This window comes from Acidimicrobiales bacterium (assembly GCA_035630295.1).
GTDB lineage: Bacteria > Actinomycetota > Acidimicrobiia > Acidimicrobiales > Iamiaceae > Iamia.
In genome coordinates, this window is sequence record DASQKY010000042.1 from 266,464 (window position 1) to 291,746 (window position 25,283).

Consider the following 25,283-nt stretch of genomic DNA (forward strand, 5'->3'; position numbering starts at 1 on the left):
GACGCAGACCTCAGCCGGCCCAGGGCTTGGCGCAGTCCCACACGGCGTGGAGGCGGGCGATGCCCGGGCCCTCCCAGGCCTCGGGATCGTCGAGGCGGCACTGCACGTCGACGACCAGGGCCCCCCACCGGGGCTCGAAGGTGAGGCGGGCCCCGGTGGCCGCGTTGGGCGTGTTCGGGGTCAGGAGCTGGACGCTGACCACGGCGTAGAGGAGCTGGGCCCCGACCAGGGCGGCCAGCAGCCGGGGCCGGGGCCCCAGGGCCCGGGCCGCCACCAGGGCCAGCCCCACCAGGGTGGGCAGCAGGTGGCCCATCTTCCAGGGGAAGCGGAGGAACAGGAGCTGCGAGGCCAGCAGCGTCAGCAGCCCCAGGCGGACCAGCCAGTCGGCCCGCCACCGGGCCGCGGTCCGGGCCAGGGCGGGCAGGGCCCCCACCAGCACCACGGCCGCGAAGGGGCCGACGAAGTAGAGGTCCTTGGCCAGGAACCGCCCGACCTGCACGGCCACCGACGAGGTGGGCACGTCGTTCTGGGCGAAGGCCAGCGAACCGTCGGAGGACAGGAAGGCGGGGAGGAACAGCACCAGCCCGACGACGGCGGTCACCGCGGCCAGCACCAGGGCCCGGACCTGCGGGCCGGGCCCCGCCGAGGGGCCACCGCCCGACGGCGCCGAGGATCCCGCCGAGAGCCCATCGCCCCCGGCCCGGTCGCGCCCCGACGCCGCGGCCGGGCCCGGGTCGTCGGGTCGGCCCCCGTCGGCCCGGGCCCCTGGTCGCGGTGACCGGTCGAGGGCCTCGGCCAGGGCCAGGCCGGCCACCAGCACCGCGGTCGAGGCCCGGCACCCCACGGCCAGGCCGCCCAGCACCCCGGCCCCGGCCGCGCCGCCCAGGCCGGCCCGGGCCCGCAGCACCAGGGCGGCCCCGGCCCACAGGGCCAGGGCCCACAGGAAGTCCACGGTCGAGGTGGCGGCGACCAGGAACCACGGGTTGGCCACCACCACGGCGACGGCCAGGCCGGCCCGGCCCACCCCCTCCCGGCGCAGCAGCAGGGCCAGCACCACGGTGAGGGCGGCTGCGGCCACCAGCGACCCCAGGTTGGGCCCCACCGTCCCCGCCAACCACTGGAGGGCGCCGACCGCCGCCTCGTGGACCGGCGCGCCGGGGTTGCGGCTGGGGGCGTAGGTGCCCTCCACGATCCCCCGGCCGGAGCGCAGCACGGCCCCGACGTCCAGGTCGGTGCCCGGCCCCAGGAAGGCCAGCGGCACCAGGGCCAGGGCCACCAGGCCGCCGGCCACCGCCCAGGCCCGGTCGGGCCCGGCCCCCGCCCGGGCGCGCCGCGGGCCGGGGGAGGGGGCGGGCGGGGCGTCGGTCACGGCGCCATCATCGCCTGCTGCTCGGCCCGGGCTCCGACTCCGCGGCCGGCGCCGGGCGGGGAGCGGCCGTGACCGGCCACCGGTAGCGTCGGGGAGGTGACGTCCCGCTTCCGCTACTCCCGGTGGGACGGGAGCCAGACCGGCTTCGACTTCGACGCCGAGGACCTGCTGGGCGAGGTCACCGACGACCTGCTCTACCACGGGGACCTGGCCGCGGCCCTGCGGCGCCTAATGCAGCAGGGGTTCGAGGACCGGGCCGGCGAGCGGGTGCAGGGCTTGCGGGAGGTGCTGGAGCGGTTGCGCGAGGCCCGCCGGGAGCGGCTGGAGCAGCACGACCTGGGTGGCGCCTACGAGGACATCGCCCAGCGCCTGCGCGACGTGATCGAGCAGGACGCGCAGGCCATCGACGCCTTCGAGGAGGAGGCGGCCGACTCCGGCGACCAGCGCCGCCGGGAGCTGACCGAGGAGGTGGCCCGCCAGCGGCGCGACGACCTGGCCGCCCTGCCCCCCGACCTGGCCGGCCAGGTGCGGGCCCTGCAGGAGCACGACTTCACCTCCGACGAGGCCCGGGACGCCTTCGACGCGCTGCTCGACGAGCTGCGCCAGGAGATGGTGCAGTCCTGGTTCCAGGGCATGTCGCAGGCCATGTCCGACCCCGACCCCGAGCAGATGGCCCGGGTGAAGGACATGCTGGCCGCCCTCAACGAGATGCTGGCCCAGCGGGCCGCCGGCCGGGAGCCCGACTTCGCCTCGTTCATGGACCGCTTCGGGGACATGTTCCCGGAGAACCCGCAGGACCTCGACGACCTGCTGGAGGCCATGGCCCGGCGCATGGCCGCCATGCAGTCGATGCTGGCCTCCATGAGCCCCGAGCAGCGGGCCCAGCTCCAGTCCCTGTCGGACTCGCTGCTCGACGACCTGGACCTGCGCTGGCAGATGGACCAGCTCGGGGCCAACCTGCGCTCGCTGTTCCCCGAGGCCGGGTGGGGCCGCCGCTACGACTTCAGCGGCACCGATCCCCTGAGCTTCGCCGAGGCGGCCGGGCTCATGGACGAGCTCGGCGACCTGGACCAGCTCGAGCAGCTCCTGACCCGGGCCTCGTCGCCCGGGGCGCTGGGCGACGTCGACCTGGACCGGGCCCGCCATCTCCTGGGCGACCAGGCGGCCGAGAGCCTGGAGCGCATGGGCGACCTGGTGGAGATGCTGACCGAGGCCGGCCTCATCGAGCAGCGGGAGGGCCGCCTGGAGCTGACGCCCCACGGCCTGCGCCGCATCGGCCGCAACGCCCTGCGGGACATCTTCCGGCGCCTCGACCCCCACCAGCTCGGTCGCCACCAGATCGACCGCACCGGCCACGGCCACGAGCGCTCCGACGAGACCAAGGCGTATGAGTTCGGCGACCCGTTCCACCTCCACATCGAGCGCACCATCCGCAACGCCCTGGGCCGCCAGGGCGGGGGCACGCCGGTATCGCTCACCCCGGAGGACTTCGAGGTGGAGCGGACCGAGCACACGGTGCGGGCCTCGACGGTGCTGATGGTGGACCTGTCGCTGTCCATGCCCATGCGCGACAACTTCCTGCCGGCCAAGAAGGTGGCCATGGCCCTCCACCACCTCATCTCCACCCAGTACCCCCGGGACTTCCTGGGCCTGGTGGGCTTCAGCGAGGTGGCCCGCCCCATCGCCGCCCACGAGCTGCCCGAGGTGTCGTGGGACTTCGTGTACGGCACCAACATGCAGCACGGCTTCATGCTGGCCCGCAAGATGCTGGCCGGCCGGGGCGGCACCAAGCAGATCATCATGGTCACCGACGGCGAGCCCACCGCCCACCTGACCGCGGCGGGCGACCCGGTGTTCCACTACCCGCCGGTGCAGGAGACCATCGACGCCACCCTCACCGAGGTGCTGCGGGCCACCCGGGAGGGCATCCGCATCAACACCTTCATGCTCGATGCCACCCCCTACCTCCAGCGCTTCATCGAGCGCCTCACCGAGCTCAACCGGGGCCGGGCCTTCTTCACCACCCCCGAGACGCTGGGCGACTACGTGCTGGTCGACTTCATCGAGCAGCGCCGGGCCATGACCCGCCGCCGGGCCGGCTGACGCGGCCGATCAGCCCCGCTCGGCGGCCACCCAACAGCCGGCGACGTGGTCGTCGACCAGGCCCATGGCCTGCATGAAGGCGTAGACGGTGGTGGGGCCCACGAAGCGCCAGCCCCGGCGCTTGAGGTCGCGGCTGAGGGCGATCGACTCGGCCGTGGTGGCCGAGATGTCGGCCAGGGCCACCGGCCGGGGACGGTGGCCGGGGTCGGGGGCGAAGGAGCGGACGTGGGCGGCCAGCGAGCCCGCCTCATCCACCAGCTCCAGGGCTCGGGTGGCGTTGGCGATGGCGGCGGTGATCTTGCCCCGGTGGCGCACGATGCCGGCGTCGCCCAGCAGCCGTTCCACGTCGGCGTCGTCGAAGGCGGCCACGGTGGCCATGTCGAAGCCGGCGAAGGCGGCCCGGAACGCCTCTCGCTTGCGCAGGATGGTGATCCAGCTCAGGCCGGCCTGGAAGCCCTCCAGGCACAGCTTCTCGAACAGTCGGGTGTCGTCGGTGACCGGCCGGCCCCACTCCTCGTCGTGGTAGGCGACGTAGAGCGGGTCGGTCCCGGCCCACCCGCAGCGGTGGCGCCCGTCGGCGCCGGTGACGAGATCGTCCATGCGGGCCGGAACGTACCGCAGGGGCTGGTCCGGGCCAGAAGAATCGGCCGCGCCCTTGCGTTCTCCGGCCGAACGGGCCAAGATCACACCACTGTAATTACGCATGTGCTATTGGGCCGTTGGCGACGCCAGGGTCAGGAGGTCGTCATGCACATCCCCCACGACGCCGGAGGGCCGCCGGGCTGGCAAGACTTCGCCAACTGCCTGGGAGTCGATCCGGACCTCTTCTTCCCCGAGCGTGGCGCGTCCACGCGGGAGGCCAAGGAGGTGTGCCGGGGCTGCGTCGTGCGCGAGGACTGCCTCGAGTACGCCCTCGACAACGGTGAGAAGTTCGGCATCTGGGGCGGCATGAGCGAGCGCGAGCGCCGCCGCCTCCGTCGCCAGCGGGCCCTGGTCCGCCGGGCAGCCGAGGAGCAGGGGCCGGCCGCCGCTCAGGGCGGCGCCTGAACCTCCCCGGCGCCGCCGCTCAAGGCGGCGACACCCCGGCCGTCGCCAGCCGGGTCTCGATGGTGCGGTCCGCCCCCAGGTCGAGCTGGGCCCAGCGCTCCCGGGGCACGGCTCGCAGCACCGCCTCGGGCACCAGCCCCACCAGCTCGGCCCGCTCGATCGGCGCCCGGGCGGCCACCGCGTCCCACACCGCGGCCGGGCCCACCTGGTCGGGGGCCACCAGGTTCATCGACACCTGCACGCCCGACCCCACCTGCAGGCCGAGGGCCCGCACGGCCGGGGAGCGGAGCTGCCGGGCGATGTCCCGGGCCGCCTCCAGGTCGGGTCGGGCCAGCCACAGGTTGTAGGCCACCAGCACCGGGCGGGCCCCGACGGCCACCGCGCCGGCGGTGGGGTGGGGGGCGGTCGGGCCGGCGGTGGGAGCCAGGGCGGTGAAGGCGTCCCGGCGCACGGCCGGGAGGGCCCGTTCCGGCCCGTAGGCGAAGGAGGGCAGGCCCAGCTCGGCCGCGGCCCAGGCGCAGAACCGGTCCCGGGCTCCCAGCGCCTCGGCCAGGGAGGCGCCGGCCAGCGGGACGAAGGGCACCACGTCCACCACGCCGATGCGGGGGTGGGCGCCCCGGTGCGAGGTGAGGTCGAGGGCGGCCACCGCAGCCCGGGCCAGGCCGCGGGGCCCCTCTTCGCCGACCAGGGTGAACACGCTGCGGTGGTGGTCGGGGTCGGTGTGGCGATCGAGCAGGCCGGGCCCGGCGGCCCGGTCCAGGCCGGCCAGCACGTCGGCGTCCCGGCCCTCGCTCACGTTGACCACGCACTCCAGCACCCGGGGAGTGTGGCAGGCCGCCGGGCGGGCTCCGCCTGTCATGTCAGGGGTGGCGGCGGTAGGGTGGACCCATGGCCGGCATCGGTGCCCCCGAGCTCATCATCGTCCTCCTGATCGCCCTGCTGCTCTTCGGCGGGGCCAAGCTGCCCAAGCTGGCCCGCTCCCTGGGCGAGGCCCAGAAGGAGTTCAAGTCGGCCACCGACGCCGACGGCCGTCCCGTCGCCCGCACCCCCGAGGAGCGGCGCGAGGACGAGCTGGCCCGGCGCGAGGCCGACCTCCGCCGCCGCGAGGACGCCGTCCGCGGCGAGGACGACACCGTCTAGACCGCCCCCGGGTGGCTCAGCCGGGCTGGTGGGCCATCGCCTCCTGGCGCCGACGGCGCAGGATGCGGCGCCGTTCCCGCTCGGAGCACCCGCCCCACACGCCGTGCTCGATGCGGTGGGCCAGGGCGTACTCGAGGCACGGCTCCTTCACCGGGCAGGTGGCGCAGATGCGGCGAGCCACCTCGACGCCCACCCCGTCGCTGGGGAAGAAGGTGCCCGGCGGCTGGTGGGCACAGCTCCCCTTCTGCATCCACTCGGCGATCTCGTACTCGTTCACGGTGGGTCCCCTCGTCGGTCCTCCGTCGGGCGCCGGGCCAAGGCCGGGCCACGCGGTCCGGACGGGTCATCCCACTCTGCCGATCAAGGTGGCGTAAAGGGCGTGGTCGGACCGGTCCCGGAGCGGCGCTGACGAGGGGCGTCGCCGGTTGGGGGAGGCCACCCCGGCGGGCCGGGGCGGTGTGGCCCGCCCGCCGGAGGGGCGCTGGCCCCGGTTAGCGTGGCTGCGCCGCGCACCCAGGCCGACGGGACCCGCCGGACGCCGAAGGAGAGACCGTGCCCCAGCCGCCGTCAGGCCCCACGCCCCCGCCCGGCCCGGGCGGCGCGCCGACGCCGTGGGCCCCTCGCGGCCCCGACGACGGGCGCCCCGCTCCCGGGTCGTGGGGGCCCCGGCCCGACCGCGACCGACCGGCCCCGTCCCCCGGCGCGGCCCCCGAGGCCTGGGCACCGCGTCCCGGCGCCGGCCCGGCCACCGGGTCCTGGGGGCCGGCGCCGCCCGGCCCGCCCCCCAGGGGCTGGGTCTCGCCCCCGTCGGGGCCGGCGGCGCCCTCCGGCCCCCGACCCTGGGCCCCCGACCCTGGTGTCCCGGCCGGCCCGCCGCCGGCCGCCGGAGGCGGCTACCCGCCCCACCCACCCGGCTACGGCGCCGTCCGGCCCGGTCCCGGGGCCGGACCGGCGCCCGTCGGAGGCCCGCCGGTCCCGCCCGCCCCCGACCGCGGCGGGCGGCTCACCTCGGCCGTGGTGGGCGGCATCGTCGGGGCCGTGGTGGCGGCCCTGGTGGCGGCCGGCCTGGTGCTGGCCACCGACGACGGCACCACCGTGGGCGCCGGCGGGCCCGGCACCACCGCCCTGGTGCCCCGGCCGCCGGGGGCGGAGCTCGACGTCCAGCAGCTGGTCGACGTGGCCCGCCCGTCGGTGGTGGAGATCAACGTCAGCTCCGGCGGCCAGGCCGGTGCCGGGTCGGGGTTCGTCTACGACGCCGAGGAGGGGCTGATCCTCACCAACGCCCACGTCATCGAGGGGGCGGCCGAGATCTCGGTGGTCTTCTTCGACGGCTCCACGGTGGAGGCCGAGCTGGTGGGCTCGTTCCCGGCCGACGACGTGGCCATGGTCCGGGTGGAGGGCAAGGGCGACCTGCGGGCCGCCGCCCTCGGCTCATCGGCCCAGCTCGAGGTGGGCGAGGACGTGGTGGCCATCGGCAACGCCCTGGGCCTGGGGGGCGAGCCGACCGTGACCCAGGGCATCATCTCGGCCAAGGACCGCACCATCGAGTCCGACGCCGGGCCCATGCAGCACCTGCTGCAGACCGACGCGGCCATCAACCCCGGCAACTCGGGCGGGCCCCTGCTGAACGCCCGGGGCGAGGTGGTGGGCATGAACACCGCCATCATCCAGGGGGCCTCCAACGTGGGCTTCGCCCTGGCCATCGACGCCATCCGGCCCCTCATCGAGGAGCTGCGCAGCGGCGACGGCGAGGTCAACCCCGACCAGGCCTTCCTGGGCGTCTCGGGCGTGGCCGTGAACGACCCGTCGGTGCCGCCCGAGGTGCTGGACGAGTTCGCCATCACCACCCCCTTCGGGGTGCTGGTGAGCAACGTCGTGCCCGGCTCGGCGGCGGAGGAGGCCGGCCTGCGGGTGGGCGACGTCATCACCTCGATCGGCGGCCAGACGGCCGAGAACGCCGACGTCCTCACCGAGGTGGTGCGGAGCCGGGCCCCGGGTGACCAGGTGGAGATCACCTACGAGCGGGAGGGCCAGGAGGACACCGTGAGCGCCACCCTGGCCCGTCGCGGGGGTTGAGCGGCCCGACGCCGGCAGGCGCGCCGCCGGGGCCCACCGGTAGGCTGCCGGGCTGCTGCACCCCGGACCCCGGGGCCGACCGGCCGTCCAAGGAGCCCCCGTGACCTACACCGAGTACGAGCGCGACCCCAACGAGCCCCCCCGGGGCCACGCGCGCGTCATCTACCTCGGGCCGGTCGCGCCGCACTGGGAGATCGGATCCGACTACGGCGACCGGGCCCTCATCGACGCCTTCCGCGACCGGGTCCAGGCCCGGCTGCAGCTGGTGCCCCCCCACGACCCCCAGTTCCGCCGCAACCGCGAGCGGGTGATCCGCGACGCCGAGCGCGAGGGCCTGCTCCTCGACTGGGACCTGGGCGAGACCGACGGCGAGTCGTAGGGCTCGGCCGCGCCGCCGGCCCCCCCGGTAGCATCGGGCCATGTCGCTGCCGGTCGCGCCGCCCCCGGACGGGGACGACCCGGGCCCCGGCCCCGGGGACGGCTACGCCGTCGACGACCCCGACCGCTTCCTCAACCGGGAGCTGTCGTGGCTGGACTTCAACGAGCGGGTCCTGGCCCTGGCCGACGACCCGTCCATCGCCGCCCTGGAGCGGGCCAAGTTCCTGGCCATCTTCAGCCAGAACCTCGACGAGTTCTTCCAGGTGCGGGTGGCCGGCCTGCTCGACCAGGTGGCAGCCGGCATCCGCCTGCGGGGCTACGACGGCCGCACGCCGGCCGAGCAGCTGCGGGAGGTGACGGCCCGCACCCGCACCCTGGTGGACCGGGAGGAGCGGCTGTTCCTGGAGAAGGTGGTCCCCGAGCTGGGCGCCCGGGGCGTGGTGCTGTCGTCGTGGGAGGAGCTGGACGACGACGACCGCGCCCACATGGTCCGGGTGTTCGAGGACCGCATCTTCCCGGTGCTGACCCCGCTGGCCGTCGACCCCGGCCACCCGTTCCCCTACATCTCCAACCTGTCGCTCAACCTGGCCGTCACCGTCCGGGACCCGGTCACCGACGAGCGCCGCTTCGCCCGGGTCAAGGTGCCGTCCCTGCTGTCCCGCTTCGTGGTCATGCCCGACGGCGAGCGGTTCGTGCCCCTGGAGCAGGTCATCGCCGCCCACCTCGACCAGTTGTTCCCGGGCATGGTCGTGGAGGAGCACGTCCCCTTCCGGGTCACCCGCAACGCGGACCTGACCCTGGAGGAGGAGGAGGCCGACGACCTGCTGGCCGCGGTGGAGATGGAGCTGCGGCGCCGGCGCTTCGGCCGCTCCGTCCGGCTGGAGATCGAGGCCCGGGCCTCGGCCGAGGTGCGCGAGCTGCTCATGCGCGAGCTGGACGTGGACGAGCAGGCCGTCTACGAGCACGTGGGCCCGCTCGACCTGGGGGGCCTGTGGGCCGTCCACGCCCTCGACCGCCCCGACCTGCTGGACGAGCCCTGGCCCCCGGTCACCCAGGCCCGGCTGTCGGCCCCCGAGGGCGAGGACCTCGACATCTTCACCGCCATCACCGAGGGCGACATCCTGGTCCACCACCCCTACGACTCGTTCGTGACCTCGGTCGAGGAGCTCATCCACCGGGCCTCGCGCGACCCCAAGGTCCTGGCCATCAAGATCACCCTCTACCGCACCTCGGGTGAGAGCCCCATCGTCCGCTCCCTGGTGCGAGCGGCCGAGCGGGGCAAGCAGGTGGCGGCCCTGGTCGAGCTGAAGGCCCGCTTCGACGAGGCCAACAACATCGAGTGGGCCAAGGTGCTGGAGGAGGCCGGGGTCCACGTCACCTACGGGCTGATGGGGCTCAAGACCCACACCAAGACGGTCCTGGTGGTGCGGGACGAGCCCGACGGCATCCGGCGCTACTGCCACGTCGGCACCGGCAACTACAACTCCAAGACGGCCACCCGGTACGAGGACCTGGGCATCCTGAGCTGCGACCCCGACCTGGGGGCCGACCTGACCCAGCTCTTCAACTACCTCACCGGGTACGGGCGCAACGTGCGCTACCGCACCCTGCTGGTGGCGCCCCACTCCCTGCGGCCCGGCATCGGCGACCTCATCCGGGGCGAGATCGCCGCCGGCCCGGACCGGGGACGCATCGTCATGAAGATGAACAGCCTGGTCGACCCCCAGGTGATCGACCTGCTGTACCAGGCGTCGGAGGCCGGCGTGGAGGTCGACCTGATCATCCGGGGCACCTGCTGCCTCCGGCCCGGCGTGCCCGGCCTCTCGGAGCGGATCCGGGTGCGCTCGATCGTGGGCCGCTACCTGGAGCACTCCCGCATCTACTGGTTCGCCAACGGGGCCGACGACGGCGGCCCGCTGGTGACCTTCGGCTCGGCCGACCTCATGCCCCGCAACCTGGACCGGCGGGTCGAGGCCATGGCCCTGGTGACCGACCCCCACGTCGAGGCCCGCCTGCGGGAGGTGCTGGACGTGAACCTGGCCGACGACTCGCTGGCCTGGTCGCTGGGGCCCGACGGGGCCTGGCAGCCGGTCAAGGGCGAGGGCGAGGTCCACGCCCAGCGCCGCTTCCGGGCCCTGGCCCTGGCCCGCACCCGCCGCCACGGCCACGACGACGCCTGAGGTGCCCGGGGGCGCCGGCGACGGGGGGTACCCTCCGGTGTCCGGCCCGGTGGAGGAGCGCGCGGTGATCGAGCACGAGGTGAAGCTCTCGGCCTGGCCCGGCTTCACGCTGCCGGACCTCGACGGGGTGACGGACGGGGCGAGGACGCGCCGGCGCGAGACCATCGACCTCGACGCCACCTACTTCGACACGCCGGACCTGCGCCTCGGCCGCCGGGGCATCACCCTGCGCCACCGGCAGCGGGGCGCCCGGGGGACCTGGACGGTGAAGCTGCCGACCGGCGACACGCCCGTGGCCGGCGGGACCTCCCGCGACGAGATCGAGGTCACGGCCACCATCGGCGAGGTCCCGGCCGAGCTGGCCCTTCTGGTGGCGGCCCACGTCCGCACCGCCCCGCTGGTGCGGGTGGCCCGGCTCATGACGGTGCGACGGCGCACGGTGGTCGACGGGCCCGACGGCCTGCCCCTGGCCGAGGTGGACGACGACGAGGTGTCGGTCATGGACGGCGGCCGGGTGGCGGCCCGCTTCCGCGAGCTGGAGGTCGAGATCGCCCCCGACGCCCCCCCGGCCGTGGCCCGGGCCGTGGTCGAGCGCCTGCGTCGCAACGGGGCCGACCCGGCCGGGACCCTGCCCAAGGTGGCCCGGGCCGTCGGCCCCCGCTTCCTCGACCCGCCCGAGTCGGCCGTCGCCCCCCTGCCCGACGATCCCACCGCCTCGGACGTGGTCACCGCGGCCATCCGCGGCTCGGTGGGTCGCATCCTCGACCACCACGCCCCGGCCGTCCTGGGCACCGATCCCGAGGGCGTGCACCAGATGCGGGTCGGGGCTCGGCGCCTGCGCTCGGACCTGCGGACCTTCGGCCCCCTGCTGGACGGCGACGTCACCGACCGCCTGCGCGAGGAGCTGCGCTGGCTGGGCCGGGCCCTGGGCGCGGTGCGGGACCCCGACGTCCTCCGGGACCGGGTCCGCGCCGGCCTCGACCGGCTCGACGAGGCCGACCGGGAGGCGGGGGCGGCCGTGCTGGCCTGGCTGGACACCGACCGTGCCGCGGGGGTCGAGCGCCTCCACCGGGCGCTGGGCTCGGACCGCTACCTGGAGCTGCTGGACGACCTGGTCGAGCTGGGCGAGGGCCCGCCCCTGCGCCCGGCAGCCGACGGGCCCGCGGACCGGGTGCTGCCCGGCCTGGTGCGCGACCCCTGGGCCCGCCTGCGCAAGCAGGTGGCGGCCCTGGGCCGGGAGCCCGCCGACACCGATCTCCACGAGGTGCGCAAGCGGGCCAAGCAGGTCCGCTACGCGGCCGAGGCCGTGGCGCCGGTGGTGGGCAAGCGGGCCCGACGGGCGGCCCGGGGGGCCAAGGGCCTCCAGACCCTGTTGGGCGACCACCAGGACGCGGTGGTGGCCGAGGCCTGGATGCGCGACCTGGCCGTGGCCGGGGACCTGGAGCCCGGAGCGGTGTTCACCCTGGGGGGCCTGGTGGCCGGCGAGCGGATCGTCCGATCCGAGTGCCGGGCCCGGTGGCCGGAGCTGTGGGCCAAGGCCTCGGCCGCCGACCGGTGGGCCTGGCTGGGCTGAGCGCACGGTGGCGGGCGAGGGACCGGTCGAGGTCCGGGCCGGTGGGGGCCTGGTGCTCCGCCCGTCCGGGGCCGGGGTGGAGGTGCTGCTGGTCCACCGTCCTCGCTACGACGACTGGAGCCTGCCCAAGGGCAAGGCCCGCCCCGGGGAGAGCGACGAGGCCTGCGCCCGCCGGGAGGTGGAGGAGGAGACCGGCCTGTGCTGCCGCCTGGGCCCGGAGCTGCCGCCGGTCCGCTACGTCGACCGCAAGGGCCGGGCGAAGCGGGTGCGGTACTGGGAGATGACGGTGGAGGGCGGCGCCTTCACCCCCAACGACGAGGTCGACGAGGTCCGGTGGGTGGCGGCCGAGGAGGCTGCCGCCCTGCTCACCTACGACCACGACGTCGCCCTGGTCACCTCCGCCCCGCGCCCGGGAGGTTGACGACCCGACGCCTTACCGAGTATGCATACTGGGTATGGCCGTACGCGAGGGATTGCTGGCGCTCCTGCGGAGTGGGGCCCGGCCCGGCTACCAGCTCAAGCGCCAGTTCGAGGCCACCACGGGCGGGGTGTGGCCCCTCAACGTGGGGCAGGTGTACACCACGCTCGAGCGCCTGGAGCGGGACGGGCTGGTGTCGGTCCAGGACGAGGACGGCCAGAAGGTCTACGAGCTGACCCGGGCCGGGGTCGAGGAGCTGGGAGCGTGGTGGGAGGCGACCCCCACCGACGATCCCCCGCCCCGCGACGAGCTCATGCTCAAGGTGCTGATGGCGGTGGGCGACGGCCCGGCGCGGGCCCTGGCCGTCGTCACCCAGCAGCGCACCGCCCTCCACACGCTGCTCCGCAGCCGCCGGCGGAGCCGGCGACCCGACACCGGCCCCGGGCACGGGGCCGGTGAGGCCCTGGCCTCCGCTCTGGTGGGCGACGCCCTGCTGGTCCGGGCCGAGGCCGACCTCCGCTGGCTCGACCTGTGCGAGGCCCGGATCACCGCCGCCGGCGCGGCGAGGAAGGACGTCCCATGACCGAGCACGGAGCGCCGTCCGGAGGTGACGTGCCGGCCCTCGAGCTGGTGCGCGTGGCCAAGAGCTACGGCCGGGGCGAGACCGAGGTCCGGGCCGTCGTCGACGTGTCCCTGCGCGTCGGCCCCGGCGAGATGGTGGCCGTCATGGGCCCCTCGGGGTGCGGCAAGTCGACCCTCCTCCACCTGGCCGGCGCCCTGGAGGAGCCCAGCGCCGGCCGGGTCCTGGTGGGTGGCCGCGACCTGGCCGGCCTGGGGGCGGCCGAGCGCTCGGAGCTGCGCCGCCGCCACGTCGGCTACGTGTTCCAACGGCTCAACCTCATCCCCTCCCTCACCGCGGTGGAGAACGTCATGCTCCCCCTGGAGCTGGACGGGGTGCCCACCCGGCAGGCCCGCGACCGGGCCCGGGCCGCCCTGGCCCGGGTGGGCATCGAGGCGCCGGCTCGGCGCTACCCCGACGACTTCAGCGGCGGCCAGCAGCAGCGCATCGCCATCGCCCGGGCCACCGTGGGGGAGCGGCGCCTCCTCCTGGCCGACGAGCCCACCGGCGCCCTGGACACCCTGAGCAGCGACCAGGTCATCGAGCTCATCGCCGGCCTGGCCGCGGAGGAGGGCACCGCCGTGGTCCTGGTCACCCACGAGCCCCGGTTCGCGTCCTGGGCCGACCGCGTGGTCTTCCTGCGCGACGGCCGGACGGTGGACGAGACCCTCACCGCGGCCACCGGGGCCTGACGTGTCCGTGACCACCGAAGCGGCTCCGCCGTCAGCCCCGGCCCCGGCCTTCCGGCTCCACTTCGGGGGCTCCCCCGGGGCCTCGTCGTTGGCCGCCTGGCGATGCGCGGCCCGCCTGGCCTGGCGCGAGGTCCGCCGGCGCCCGGGGCGGACCGCCCTGGTCGTCGCCCTGGTCATGGTGCCCACCCTGGCCATGACGGTGGGGGTGGTGCTGGCCCGCACCGACGCCCACCAGCGGGCCGAGCCGTTCGTCGCCGACCACGGCGAGGTCGCCGACCTCCAGGTCGGGGCCCAGACCGCACCCGACGACACGAGGCTGGCCGCCGTCCTACCGGAGGGGTCGCGGTGGACCCGGTACCGGTCGGCCGGCGGGCAGGTCCGCGTGGCCGGGCCCGACGGCTTCGTGACCTACGCCGTGGTCACCGACCTGCCCGTCGCCGACCCGGTGGTGGGGGGCATGGTGCAGGTCCGTTCGGGTCAGGCCCCCCGTCCGGGCGAGGTGCTGGTGACCCGGGACCTGGCCGACCGGGCCGGCGTGGGGGTGGGGGACACCCTGCGGCTGGCCCGCCCGGCCGGATCCTGGCGGGTGTCGGGGGTCGGCACCACCCGATCGGGGGGCGACCCCCGGCTGGTGTTCGGCACCTTCGACTGGGACACCGTACGGCCCGATGCCCGGACCGAGACGGTGCTGGTCGACCTGCCGGGCCGGCCCGGGCCGGCCGCCGTCGAGCCCCTGCTGGCCTCCCTGGGCGGCGGGTCGGCGGCCGCCTGGGACGGCCTCGACCAGACCGGTGCCAGGGGCGAGGTCCCGGCCCGGTCCATCGCCTGGGGGTGGGTGGCCGGCGTGCTCGGCCTGGTGGTGGTGGGCATCGTGGTGGCCGCCGCCTTCGCCACCAGCGCCCGCCGCCAGCTCGTGACCCTGGGCCAGCTCGGGGCCCAGGGGTCGCCCCCCGGCGTGGTCCGGCGCATGCTGGCCCTGCAGGGGTGGTGGACCGGCCTCCTGGGCGCCGCCCTCGGCGCCGCGGTGGGGATCGGGGCCCCGGTGGCCGGGCGCGGGCTGCTCGAGTCGCTGTCGGGCCGGTGGATCGACGGGTTCGTGGTCCGGCCCAGCGACATCGCCGTCATCGTCCTCACCGGGGCGCTGGCCGGCACCGTCGCCGCCCTGGTCCCGGCCCGCTCGGCGGCCCGGGTCCCGGTGCTGACCGCCCTCAACGGTCGCCGCCCGGTGGGGCGGGTGCCCCGGCGCCTGGTCCCGGCCGGGGTGGTCCTCTTCGGCGGGGGGACCGGGCTGATCGCCCTGGCCGTGGCCCTGGCCACCCCCCCCAACGGCGACGCCGCCGGGGGGAGCACCACCGCGGTCGCCCTGGTGGCCGTGGCCGGGGGCCTGGGCGTGCTGTTCGGGACGTGCTGCGCCAGCCCCCTGGCCGTCGACGCCGTGGCTCGGGTGGTGGGCCGCCTGGGCGGGACGGCCCGGCTGGCGGCCCGGAGCGTGGGCCGGGCCCGGGGCCGCAGCGCCGCGGTGGTCACCGCCATCGCCGTGGTCGGGGCGGTGGCCGTGCTGGTGACCACGACGATGGCCACCGAGGTGGCCCGCACCTCCGCCCCGTCCACCGACCTCGACCACCTGCCCCCCGAGGTGGTCGAGGTGACGGGGTCGGCCCCCGATGGTCGCTCCTCGCCACTGCCGTCCGGCCTGCGGGCCGCCCTCCTGGAGGTCCTGCCCGGCAGCCGGTTCCAGCCCCGGCGCGTCGCCGTCCCGGCGGGGGCGCCCACTCCCGCCGACCTCGCCGACCCGGCCGGTCCCGCCCCGGCCCCGGCCCCGGCCGGCGACGGGGCCCTGCCCCCGATGGACGGCCCGGCGTCCCGCTTGCTGATGGCCGACGACGCGGTGCGTGACCTGTTCGGGCTGTCCGCCGGTGACCGGCAGCGCCTCGACCGGGTCGGGGTGATGGTGGCGGGGTCGGGCCTGGCCTTCGACGGGGCCGGGCGCCCGCTCGACGAGCGCCACTGGCCGCAGGGCCCGGTGCCGGTGGACCTGCCCCTGGGGGCGGGGGTCACCCAGGTCGAGGCCGTGTTCCCGCAGGACGACCTCCGGTCCCTCTTCGGTGGGGCCGACGCCCTGGTCACCGAGGAGGCGGCCCGCCGGCTGGGGCTGGAGGTGGTCGAGGCGGGGACCTACGTGGTGGCCCCCGCCCCGCTCACCGACCGGCAGGTCGAGGAGCTCGACGAGCTGCGGAGCCTGGGCCAGGACAGCACGTTCCTGCCCGCCGCCGGCGGTCCCGCCGCCCCCGGCGGGGCCGCGCTGGGGGGCGAGCTGACCTGGCAGTGGCAGGGGGGGACCGATGTCCCGCCCCTCGCCCTCCAGGCGGCGGTGGTGGGCGGCGCCCTGCTGCTCACCCTCCTGGTGGTGGCCATGGGGCTCTCGCTGTCGGCCACCGAGAGCCGCGACGAGCGCGACGTGCTGGTGGCGGTGGGGGCCCGGCCCCGCACCTTGCGCCGCCTGGCCGGGGCCAAGGCGGTGGTCCTGGCCGGCACCGGGGCGGTCCTGGCCGTGCCGGCCGGCCTGGCCCCGGCCCTGGTGGTGCTGAGCCGGCCCGACCGGCCCGAGGCGGTGCCCTGGGTGGCCCTGGCCCTGCTGGTGGGGGCGGTGCCGCTGGTGGCCGGCTTCATGGCCTGGTCGGCCAGTGCCCTGGCCACCCGGCTGCGGCCGGTGCGCATGTCGACCTTCGCCCCGGACTGACGGCCGCCGCCCGCCGACGGGCGCGTCGATCCGGGCCGATCCCATAGGTTGCGGGCGGACGCCGCCGACCGGAGAGGACCCGCAGGATGCCGCGCACCCGTCGTGGAGGGGCCGCCGTCATGGCCACCCTGGTGCTCCTGGTGGCCAGCGCCGGGTGCGGCAACGACAACTCCGACCGGGCTGCGGGGCTCACCGACGCCCGGGCCGACACCACCGTGGAGGGCCGGGTCACCGTCACCGGCTCGTCGACCGTCCAGCCCGTCTCCGCGGTGGCCGCCGAGGCCTTCCGGGGCCAGAACGACGCCGTGGACATCTCGGTCGAGGGCCCGGGCACCGGTGACGGCCTCGAGCGCTTCTGCGAGGGCGGCGCCGACATCGCCGGGGCCTCCCGCCCCATCCAGCCCGAGGAGCTGGCGGCGTGCGAGGCGGCCGGGATCGAGGTGATCGAGCTGCCCATCGGGCGGGACGGCATCACCGTCATCGTCTCCACCGAGAACCAGGTCCCGTGCCTGTCCTTCGTCGACCTGTACGCCCTGGTCGGCCCGGAGTCCAGCGGGTTCGACCGGTGGCGGGACGCCGGCGACCTGGCCTTCGACCTCCGCTCCGAGCTCCGGTTCCCGGACGACCGCCTGGTCGTCACCGGGCCGGGCGAGGAGTCCGGCACCTACGACAGCTTCGTCGAGCAGGTCCTCGACCCCGTCACCACCCGGCGCATCGCCGAGGGGGTGACCGGCCTGGACCCGGGGACGGCCCGGGCCGACTACGCGGCCAGCGCCGACGACAACACCATCGTCGAGGGGGTGGCCGCCGAACCCGGGGGGCTGGGGTGGGTCAGCTTCGCCTACGCCGAGCAGGCCGAGGGCGTGCGGGAGATGCCCGTCGCCCGCATGCCCTCCGAGGGGTGCGTGGCCCCCACCCGGGAGGCCATCCAGAGCGGCCGGTACCCCATCGCCCGGGCCCTGTACCTCTACGTGGCCAGGGGTCGGGCCGACGACCCGGCCGTGGCCGCCTTCGTCGACTTCTACCTGGCCGGCCTCGACGACTTCGTGGCCATGTCCGACTACGTGCCCCTGGCCGACCCCGAGGCCACCGTGGAGGTCTGGGAGGGCCGCGTCGTCGGCTCCCGGGAGGGCGAGCCGGCGGAGGGCTGAACGTTCGGAGGTCGTTCACCGTGGCGTCACGCCAGGCCGGGGAGCCGTCCACCTGCGTTCCGTACCGTGCGCGCCGGGCCCCACCCCGGGGCTCTCCTGGACCCTCCGAGGAGACCGACGCACATGCACCACAGAGCCCGCAAGGCCGGACTGGCCGCCGTGGCTTCCGCCCTGCTCTTCACCGCCGCCTGCGGCAACGACAACTCCGGCGAGGAGAGCGGGACCGACGCCACCGTCCCCGAGGGCATCGAGGGTTCGGTGTCCATCTCGGGCTCGTCGACCGTCGAGCCCATCTCGGCCGCCGTGCGCGAGGCGTTCGTGGCCCAGAACGACGCCGTCGACATCACCGTCGAGGGCCCGGGCACCGGGGACGGGTTCGAGAAGTTCTGCGGGGGCGAGACCGACATCTCCGACGCCTCCCGCCCCATCGACGAGGAGGAGGTCGCGGCCTGCGAGGCCGAGGGCGTGGAGTTCGTCGAGCTGGAGATCGGCCTGGACGGCATCGCCGTCATCGCCGCCGAGGACAACCCCGTCGAGTGCCTCACCTTCGCCGACCTCTACGCCTTGGCCGGCCCGGAGGCCGAGGGCGTCGACACCTGGGCCGGCGCCCAGGAGGTGGCCACCGCACTGGGCTCGGAGACCGAGCTGCCCGAGGAGAGCCTGACGATCACCGCTCCGGGCGAGGAGTCCGGCACCTACGACAGCTTCATCGAGATCGCCCTGGCCGGCCCGGCCGAGGCCCGGGTCACCTCCGGTGACATCACCGAGGACCAGGCCGAGGCCACCCGCGCCGACTACTCGGCCAACGCCAACGACAACGCCATCGTCGAGGGCGTGGCCGCCGAGCCCGGCGGCCTGGGCTGGGTCGGCTTCGCCTTCGCCGACCGGGCCGAGGGCGTGAGGCTCATGCCGATCGCCGCCGAGCCGGGCCAGGAGTGCGTCGAGCCCTCCCTGGAGACCATCCAGGACGGCAGCTACCCGCTGTCCCGCAGCCTCTACATCTACGTCAACAAGGCCCGGGCCGAGGAGGACGAGGCCGTGGCCGCCTTCGTCGACTTCTACCTCGACGGCCTGGCCGGCTTCGTGGAGGGCGCCGACTACGTGGCCCTCGACGACCAGGCCCCGACCGACGCCGCCTGGGAGGACCGCACCGCCGGCACCCGGGTCGAGGCCGGCTGACGGGACGGCCCGGCCGTCCCGCCCGGCCGTTCCGGCGGGCGAACGTTGGCCCCTCGTTCACCTGCGGTTCACCGTCGTCGGGGCGGGCCGACACCTGCGCTCCGTAGGTTGCGGTTCGTGCCCGACGCACCGCCCGTGACGCTGGACGACCTCGCCCGCCGGGACGGCCGCACCGCCGTCGACGCCATGGTCGGACGGGCCCTCGGCGGGGCCGGCCTGCTGGCCATCGTCATCAGCCTGCTCATCATCGGCGTGCTGTTGCGTGACGCCCTCGGCTTCCTGGCCCACACCAGCTGGGCCGAGCTGGGGGCGGACGTCTGGCGGCCCCGAGCCGAGCAGTACGGCATCCTCGCCCCCGTCCTGGGCACGCTGTGGGTGACCCTGATCGCGGTGGTGGTGGCCGGGCCGGTGGGGCTCGGAGCGGCCGTCTACCTCTCGGAGTACGCCAGCCCCCGCGTCCGGCGGACGGTGAAGCCGGTGATCGAGATCCTGGCCAGCATCCCGTCGGTGGTGGTCGGCGTGTTCGCCTTCCGCTTCATCGCCCCCGAGGTGACCCAGCGCATCTTCACCGACAGCCCGCAGCGGAACCTGCTGGTGGCCGGCCTCGGTGTGGGCCTGCTGTGCATCCCGCTCATGACCTCGGTGTCCGAGGACGCCCTGCGGGCCGTGCCCGGGGCCATGCGGGAGGCCTCCTACGGCATCGGCGCCAAGAAGATCACCACCGTGGTGCGGGTGGTGGTGCCGGCCGCCGTCTCCGGCCTGGTGGCGGGCCTGATCCTCACCGTGTCCCGGGCCATCGGCGAGACCATGGTGGTGTTCCTGGTCGCCGGCGGCTCGGCCGGCCGGCCCGACAGCGCCCTGGACCCCGGCATCACCATCACCTCGGCCATGACCGGGGTGCTGGTGGGGAGCGACCAGTCCGTCGGGGGCAAGGCCTACCAGTCCGTCTTCTTCCTGGGCCTGCTGCTCTTCCTGCTGACCCTGGCCCTCAACCTGATCGCCGATCGCTTCGTGCGGCGGGTCCGCACCACCTACTGAGGTCGCCCGTGAGCGCCATCCCCACCCAGATCACCAGGGACGTGGTCGCCGCCCGGCTCCGGGGCGAGAAGGCCGACGTCTCCGGCTCCGCCTTCCGCTTCGTCCTGCTCGGCTGCCTGGGCCTCGTCCTGGCCGTCCTGGTCACCCTGCTCTGGACCACCTCCAGCGTGGGCGTCCCGTACCTCCTCGACCGGGGCCTGGTCGACTTCCTCACCCGCTACAACTCGGTCCGTCCCGAGATCGCCGGCGTGTACCAGCCGCTGGCCGGCACCATCCAGATGGCGATCATCATCGCCGCCGTGGCCTTCCCCCTCGGGGTGGCCACCGCCGTGTACCTGGAGGAGTACGCCTCCGACACGATCTTCACCCGGACCGTGGCCGTGGTCATCCGCAACCTGGCCGGCGTGCCCGCCATCGTCTACGGGCTCCTGGGCGCCGCCGTCTTCGCCCGGGGCGGCCTGTCGGGGGTGCTGGGCCGGGAGTCGCTGCTGGCCGCCGGCCTGACCCTGGCCGTGCTGGTGCTGCCCATCGTCGTCATCACCGCCGCCGAGGCCATCCGGGCCGTGCCCGCCTCGTTGCGCGAGGGGGGCTTCGGCGCCGGGGCGACCCGGTGGGAGGTGGTGCGCACCCTGGTGCTGCCCAACGCCTTCCCCGGCATCCTCACCGGCACCATCCTGGCCCTGGCCCGGGGCCTGGGCGAGGCCGCGCCCCTCCTCCTCCTGGGCGTGAAGAGCTCCTTCGGGGGCGGCGAGTTCGGCGACCTGCGGGGCAACTTCACGTCCCTGCCCTTCCAGATCTCGGCCTGGGCCAAGCTCCCGTCGGGCCAGTGGGACGACGACCTCCAGGCCGCCATCGTCGTCACCCTGGTCGTCATCCTCGGCATCAACGCCATCGGCATCGGCCTCCGCCACCGCTACGAGAAGTCGAGGTGACCCCGTTGTCCCCCTCCGCCCCCTCCCTCGGGACCACCGCCATGTCCGACCGACCCGCCCTGGACCTCACCGTGCCCGCACCCACGCCCACGCCCACGTCGGCCGAGCGGGCCCCCGGCCCGGCCGCGGCCCCGGTCTTCGAGGTCGACGACCTGTCGGTGTACTACGGCCAGTTCCGGGCCGTGCGGAACGTGGACCTCGACGTCCGCGAGCACGAGGTGACCGCCTTCATCGGGCCGTCGGGGTGCGGCAAGACGACGGTGCTGCGGTGCTTCAACCGCATGAACGACCTCATCGACGTGGCCCGGGTGGAGGGCCGGCTCTCCTACCACGGCGTCGACCTCTACGACCGCCAGGTCAACCCGGTCGAGGTGCGCCGCCGCATCGGCATGGTGTTCCAGAAGCCCAACCCGTTCCCCAAGTCGATCTACGACAACGTGGCCTACGGCCCCCGCACCGCCGGCATGGCCAGGAAGGGGGCGGCGCTGGACGAGATCGTGGAGCGCAGCCTGCGCCAGGCCGCCCTGTGGGACGAGGTGAAGGACCGGCTCAAGGCCTCGGGCCTGGGCCTCTCCGGGGGCCAGCAGCAGCGGCTGTGCATCGCCCGGGCCCTGGCCACCAACCCCGAGGTCATCCTCATGGACGAGCCCTGCTCGGCCCTCGACCCCATCGCCACGGGGCGCATCGAGGACCTCATGGAGGAGATCAAGGCCCAGTACACGATCATCATCGTGACCCACAACATGCAGCAGGCGGCCCGGGTCAGCGACCGCTGCGCCTTCTTCACCACCGAGGTGAACGAGACCAGCGACACCCGCACCGGCGTGCTGGTCGAGTACGACGCCACCGAGACCATGTTCTCCAACCCCGGCGACGAGCGCACCGAGAACTACGTCACCGGCCGGTTCGGCTGAGGGTGCGCGGCGCGGTGCGTACGCTGGTGGCCGGGCGGTCGTTCGACCGCATCGCCGACCACGCCGCCATCATCGGGGCCCGGCTCCGGGACCTGCCCACCGGCGACGCCGCCCCCCTGACCGCCGAGATCCGGTGATGGCCCACGACCAGGAGCCCCAGGTGGAGACCCGCCGCACGTACCACCAGCAGCTCGACAGCATCCGGGCCGACATCGTCCGCATGGCCGCCCTGGTCACCGAGGGCATCCCCCGGGCCACCCAGGTGCTCCTGGACCACGACCTCAGCGGGGCCCAGGAGATCATCGACGGCGACGACCCGCTCGACGCCCTGGCCCTGGAGACCGAGGAGCACTGCTACGCCGTGTTCGCCCTCCAGCAGCCCATGGCCGGCGACCTCCGGGGCCTCATCACCGCGGTGCGCATGGTGTCGGAGATCGAGCGCAGCGGTGACCTGGTGGTCAACATCGCCAAGGGCGCCCGCCGCATCTACGGCACCACGTACACGCCCCGCCTGCGGGGCCTGATCACCAAGATGGGCGAGGAGGCCGCCCGCCTGTTCCGGCTGGCCATCGACTCCTACGCCGATGGCGACGCGGCCATGGCCGCCGCCCTCGACGACCTCGACGACCGTCTCGACGACCTGCACCAGGACTACATCGCCGAGATCTTCGAGGCCAGCAGCGAGGGCGCCTTCGAGGTCCAGGCCGCGGTGCAGCTGGCCCTCATCGGCCGGTACTACGAACGCATCGGCGACCACGCCGTCAACATCGGCGAGCGGGTCCGCTACATGGTCACGGGCTGGCTCCCGGAGCAGACCGGCGCGGCCCGGGAGGCCGTCCGCCGGTCGCAGCTGGACCCCGACGCGCCGGCTGCCGACGGGGCCGACGGCCGGGGTGGGGCGTGACCGCCGGGGCCCGCCTCCCCGGAGCGCGGTGATGCGCGTCCTGGTCACCAACGACGACGGCATCGACGCCCCGGGCCTCCACGCCCTGGCCCTGGCCCTGGACGAGGCCGGCTACGACATCCTGGTGGTGGCGCCCGACCGCAACCACAGCGGCTACGGGGCCGCCATCGGCGACCTGGGGTCCGGGGGGTCGGCGCTCGAGCTGGCCCCCGCCACCGTCCCCGGGGCCGAGCACCTGCCGGCCTGGGGCCTGGTTGGCCCCCCCGCCCTGTGCGTCATGGCGGCCCGCCTGGGCGGCTTCGGCGCCCCGCCCGACCTGGTGGTGGCCGGGGTCAACCCCGGCAACAACACGGGCCGGGCCGTGCTCCACTCCGGCACCGTGGGCGCGGTGCTCACCGGGGCCAACCTGGGCGTGTCGGGGGTGGCGGTCAGCGTGGCCGAGGACCCCGAGCCCCACTTCGCGGCGGCGGCCACCGTGGCCGTGGCCGCCGTGGGCTGGGTGGTCACCGCCCCGGCCCGCACCATCCTCAACGTCAACGCCCCCCACGCCGGCCTGGACGACGTGCGGGGCGTGCGCTGGGCCGAGCTGGCCCCGTTCGGCACGGTGCGGGCCACCCTCGACCCCGTGGGCGACGACCGGTTGGAGTTCGGCCTGGCGGAGACGGCCGTCGAGCTCCCCGCCGACTCCGACACCGCCCTGGTCAACGCCGGCTACGTGGCCGTCACCACCCTCAGCCCCATCCGGGCGGCCGAGTGGGAGCCGGTGGCCGCCGAGGTCGAGCGCCGCCTGGCCGCCGGCCCCGCCGCCCGCCGCCACCGCCCCCCGGCCGGGGAGACGGCCTGACCATGGTCGTGCTGGCCGTCCTGGCCGTGGCCCTCGGGGTCGCCGTGGTGGTGCTGGCCCACCGGGTGCGGGTCCTGGCCGGCGAGGCCGCCCGGCGGGCCGAGGCCGAGCGGGCCGCGGCCACGGCCCGGTCCCGGGCCGCGGCGGCCGACGACGTGGCCACCCGCCTGCGGGAGGCGCTCGACGCCGTGCCCCAGGGGGTGATCGTGGCCGACGTGCAGGAGCGGGTGGTGGCCCGCAACGCGGCGGCCACCGAGCTGGAGGAGGCCCGCCACGGCGAGGCCCTGGTGGGCGGGGCCGTCGACGAGCTGCTGGCCGCCGCCCTGCGGGGCACGCCCGGGGAGCGGACCCTGGAGCTGTTCGGCCCGCCCCACCGGGTGGTGGTGGTGACAGCCCGCCCCCTCCCCGGGGGGGCCCTGGTCGTCACCGACGACGTCACCGAGGCCCGCCGGCTGGAGGCCGTGCGCCGCGACTTCGTGGCCAACCTCAGCCACGAGCTCAAGACCCCGGTGGGGGCCATCGGCCTCCTGGCCGAGACGTTGCTGGGGGAGGCCGACCGGGCCGTGGCCGACCGGCTGGTGGAGCGCATCGTGAGCGAGTCGTTCCGGGTCAGCCGCACCATCGACGACCTGCTGGAGCTGAGCCGCATCGAGGCCCGGGGCGAGGTGGTGCGCCAGCCGGTGGCCCTCCACCTGGTGCTGGCCGAGGCCGCCGACCGGATGCGCCCCGCGGCCGAGCAGCGCGACATCACCATCGACGTGGGCGACGTGGCCCCCCGGGTCAGCGCCGCCGGTGACCGCCGCCAGCTGGTCTCGGCGGTGGCCAACCTGCTCGACAACGCGGTGAAGTACTCGCACCCGGGCTCGGCGGTGGAGGTCCGGGCCGCCTCCGACGGCACCACCGTCACCGTGGACGTCACCGACCACGGCCTGGGCATCCCCGCTCGGGACCTGGAGCGCGTCTTCGAGCGCTTCTACCGGGTCGACCGGGCCCGCAGCCGCGACACCGGGGGCACCGGCCTGGGCCTGGCCATCGTCCGCCACGTGGTGGCCAACCACGAGGGCGAGGTCACCGTCCGCTCGGTCGAGGGGCAGGGCTCGACCTTCACGCTCCACCTGCCCGCCGGCCCCGGCCCCGTGGCCCTGGCCGACACCCAGGCCGAGGCCGGGGCCCGTCCCGCGCCCGACGTCCCCCGGAGGTCCGCGTGAGCGCCCCCACCACCGTCCTCGTGGTCGAGGACGAGGAGAGCTTCGTCGAGGCGCTGACCGTGGGCCTGGCCCGCGAGGGCTTCCGGGTCCAGGTGGCCCGGGACGGGGCCCAGGCCCTCGACCTGTTCGACGTGGTCAAGCCGGACCTGGTGCTGCTGGACGTCATGCTGCCCAAGGTCTCGGGCATCGACGTGTGCCGGGAGCTGCGGAGCCGCTCCAAGGTGCCCATCATCATGGTCACGGCCAAGGGGGCCGAGATCGACACCGTGGTCGGGCTGGAGGTGGGGGCCGACGACTACGTGACCAAGCCCTACCGGCTCCGGGAGCTGGTGGCCCGGATGCGGGCCGTGCTGCGCCGGGCCCCGGGCCAGGAGCCGCCCCCGGCCGGGGGCGACCAGGTCCTCCAGGTGGGCGAGGTGCGCCTGGACCCCGAGCGCCACGAGGTCACCATCCGGGGCCAGGACGTGAGCCTGCCCCTCAAGGAGTTCGAGCTGCTGGCCCTGTTGCTGGAGCACGCCGGCCGGGTGCTGACCCGCGACACCTTGATCGACCGGATCTGGGGCCACGACTACGTGGGCGACACCAAGACCCTGGACGTCCACATCAAGCGCCTCCGGGCCAAGGTCGAGCCCGACCCCGCCCACCCCGTCCACATCACCACCATCCGGGGCCTGGGCTACAAGTACGCCGCCTGATCGTCCCCGAGGTCTCCGGGTCGACGCTGGGCCTGGCTCCGCCGGTCGGTCGCCGGCCCTGGGTCTGGTTGAGCGCCGGCCTG

General features: G+C 75.5%; 25 protein-coding genes. 21 read left to right on the plus strand and 4 right to left on the minus strand.

Features of this window, described 5'->3' with window-relative positions; genetic code table 11:
* Window positions 1–10 precede the first annotated feature (10 nt).
* Window positions 11–1,369 (minus strand): hypothetical protein, encoded by a 1,359-nt coding sequence (locus tag VEW93_11520; GenBank protein ID HYI62419.1) that lies wholly within the window; start codon window positions 1,367–1,369, stop codon window positions 11–13.
* A gap of 96 nt (window positions 1,370–1,465) precedes the next feature.
* On the opposite strand from VEW93_11520, the gene VEW93_11525 reads away from it, so the two are divergent.
* Window positions 1,466–3,472: a hypothetical protein gene (locus VEW93_11525; protein ID HYI62420.1), complete on the plus strand. Its 2,007-nt coding sequence runs from the start codon at window positions 1,466–1,468 to the stop codon at window positions 3,470–3,472.
* Window positions 3,473–3,481: 9 nt separating this feature from the next.
* Here VEW93_11525 and VEW93_11530 read toward each other — a convergent pair whose 3' ends face one another.
* Window positions 3,482–4,072, minus strand: coding sequence for a DNA-3-methyladenine glycosylase I (locus tag VEW93_11530; GenBank protein HYI62421.1), 591 nt, complete (start codon window positions 4,070–4,072; stop codon window positions 3,482–3,484).
* Between the two features lie 147 nt (window positions 4,073–4,219).
* On the opposite strand from VEW93_11530, the gene VEW93_11535 reads away from it, so the two are divergent.
* Entirely contained in the window at window positions 4,220–4,519 is a 300-nt protein-coding gene (locus tag VEW93_11535; protein ID HYI62422.1) for a WhiB family transcriptional regulator, read from the plus strand.
* A 19-nt stretch (window positions 4,520–4,538) separates the two neighbouring features.
* Here VEW93_11535 and VEW93_11540 read toward each other — a convergent pair whose 3' ends face one another.
* Entirely contained in the window at window positions 4,539–5,336 is a 798-nt protein-coding gene (locus VEW93_11540) for a hypothetical protein (protein ID HYI62423.1), read from the minus strand.
* Between the two features lie 71 nt (window positions 5,337–5,407).
* Between VEW93_11540 and tatA the strand changes: the two genes are divergently transcribed.
* The gene (gene tatA / locus VEW93_11545; protein HYI62424.1) at window positions 5,408–5,659 is read left to right on the plus strand and encodes a twin-arginine translocase TatA/TatE family subunit; all 252 of its coding nucleotides are present in this window, start codon (window positions 5,408–5,410) and stop codon (window positions 5,657–5,659) included.
* Between the two features lie 16 nt (window positions 5,660–5,675).
* Here tatA and VEW93_11550 read toward each other — a convergent pair whose 3' ends face one another.
* Window positions 5,676–5,936, minus strand: a complete 261-nt coding sequence (locus VEW93_11550; GenBank protein ID HYI62425.1) for a WhiB family transcriptional regulator — start codon at window positions 5,934–5,936, stop codon at window positions 5,676–5,678.
* A gap of 740 nt (window positions 5,937–6,676) precedes the next feature.
* Here VEW93_11550 and VEW93_11555 point away from each other — a divergent pair.
* The 18 genes from VEW93_11555 (at window position 6,677) to VEW93_11640 (ending at window position 25,200) form a co-directional block, all read left to right on the plus strand.
* A complete protein-coding gene (locus VEW93_11555) occupies window positions 6,677–7,735 on the plus strand; it encodes a trypsin-like peptidase domain-containing protein (GenBank protein HYI62426.1) in 1,059 nt (352 codons plus the stop codon).
* A 100-nt stretch (window positions 7,736–7,835) separates the two neighbouring features.
* Window positions 7,836–8,114, plus strand: coding sequence for a hypothetical protein (locus tag VEW93_11560; protein HYI62427.1), 279 nt, complete (start codon window positions 7,836–7,838; stop codon window positions 8,112–8,114).
* Window positions 8,115–8,154: 40 nt separating this feature from the next.
* Window positions 8,155–10,293, plus strand: coding sequence for an RNA degradosome polyphosphate kinase (locus VEW93_11565; GenBank protein ID HYI62428.1), 2,139 nt, complete (start codon window positions 8,155–8,157; stop codon window positions 10,291–10,293).
* Between the two features lie 64 nt (window positions 10,294–10,357).
* Complete coding sequence (locus tag VEW93_11570) at window positions 10,358–11,866, plus strand: CYTH and CHAD domain-containing protein (GenBank protein HYI62429.1); 1,509 nt, start codon at window positions 10,358–10,360, stop codon at window positions 11,864–11,866.
* Window positions 11,867–11,873: 7 nt separating this feature from the next.
* Entirely contained in the window at window positions 11,874–12,287 is a 414-nt protein-coding gene (locus VEW93_11575) for an NUDIX hydrolase (protein ID HYI62430.1), read from the plus strand.
* A gap of 34 nt (window positions 12,288–12,321) precedes the next feature.
* Window positions 12,322–12,867, plus strand: a complete 546-nt coding sequence (locus VEW93_11580; GenBank protein ID HYI62431.1) for a helix-turn-helix transcriptional regulator — start codon at window positions 12,322–12,324, stop codon at window positions 12,865–12,867.
* A complete protein-coding gene (locus tag VEW93_11585) occupies window positions 12,864–13,595 on the plus strand; it encodes an ABC transporter ATP-binding protein (GenBank protein ID HYI62432.1) in 732 nt (243 codons plus the stop codon). Before VEW93_11580 ends, VEW93_11585 begins: the two co-directional genes overlap by 4 nt.
* 1 nt (window position 13,596) lies before the next feature.
* A complete protein-coding gene (locus tag VEW93_11590; protein ID HYI62433.1) occupies window positions 13,597–16,335 on the plus strand; it encodes an FtsX-like permease family protein in 2,739 nt (912 codons plus the stop codon).
* Window positions 16,336–16,454: 119 nt separating this feature from the next.
* Window positions 16,455–17,486, plus strand: a complete 1,032-nt coding sequence (locus VEW93_11595; GenBank protein ID HYI62434.1) for a substrate-binding domain-containing protein — start codon at window positions 16,455–16,457, stop codon at window positions 17,484–17,486.
* Between the two features lie 123 nt (window positions 17,487–17,609).
* A complete protein-coding gene (locus tag VEW93_11600) occupies window positions 17,610–18,665 on the plus strand; it encodes a substrate-binding domain-containing protein (GenBank protein HYI62435.1) in 1,056 nt (351 codons plus the stop codon).
* Window positions 18,666–18,782: 117 nt separating this feature from the next.
* On the plus strand, window positions 18,783–19,703 hold the full coding sequence (gene pstC, locus VEW93_11605; GenBank protein ID HYI62436.1) for a phosphate ABC transporter permease subunit PstC: 921 nt from the start codon (window positions 18,783–18,785) through the stop codon (window positions 19,701–19,703).
* Window positions 19,704–19,711: 8 nt separating this feature from the next.
* Window positions 19,712–20,635, plus strand: coding sequence for a phosphate ABC transporter permease PstA (gene pstA, locus VEW93_11610; GenBank protein HYI62437.1), 924 nt, complete (start codon window positions 19,712–19,714; stop codon window positions 20,633–20,635).
* A 41-nt stretch (window positions 20,636–20,676) separates the two neighbouring features.
* Entirely contained in the window at window positions 20,677–21,549 is an 873-nt protein-coding gene (pstB, locus tag VEW93_11615; protein ID HYI62438.1) for a phosphate ABC transporter ATP-binding protein PstB, read from the plus strand.
* A 14-nt stretch (window positions 21,550–21,563) separates the two neighbouring features.
* Window positions 21,564–21,686: a hypothetical protein gene (locus VEW93_11620; protein HYI62439.1), complete on the plus strand. Its 123-nt coding sequence runs from the start codon at window positions 21,564–21,566 to the stop codon at window positions 21,684–21,686.
* Complete coding sequence (gene phoU, locus VEW93_11625; protein HYI62440.1) at window positions 21,686–22,453, plus strand: phosphate signaling complex protein PhoU; 768 nt, start codon at window positions 21,686–21,688, stop codon at window positions 22,451–22,453. Before VEW93_11620 ends, phoU begins: the two co-directional genes overlap by 1 nt.
* A 31-nt stretch (window positions 22,454–22,484) precedes the next feature.
* Window positions 22,485–23,297: a 5'/3'-nucleotidase SurE gene (locus tag VEW93_11630; protein ID HYI62441.1), complete on the plus strand. Its 813-nt coding sequence runs from the start codon at window positions 22,485–22,487 to the stop codon at window positions 23,295–23,297.
* Between the two features lie 2 nt (window positions 23,298–23,299).
* Window positions 23,300–24,505 (plus strand): ATP-binding protein, encoded by a 1,206-nt coding sequence (locus VEW93_11635; GenBank protein ID HYI62442.1) that lies wholly within the window; start codon window positions 23,300–23,302, stop codon window positions 24,503–24,505.
* Window positions 24,502–25,200 carry a response regulator transcription factor gene (locus VEW93_11640; protein ID HYI62443.1) on the plus strand — a complete coding sequence of 233 codons (699 nt, stop codon included), beginning with the start codon at window positions 24,502–24,504 and terminating at the stop codon, window positions 25,198–25,200. Before VEW93_11635 ends, VEW93_11640 begins: the two co-directional genes overlap by 4 nt.
* Window positions 25,201–25,283: the final 83 nt, after the last annotated feature.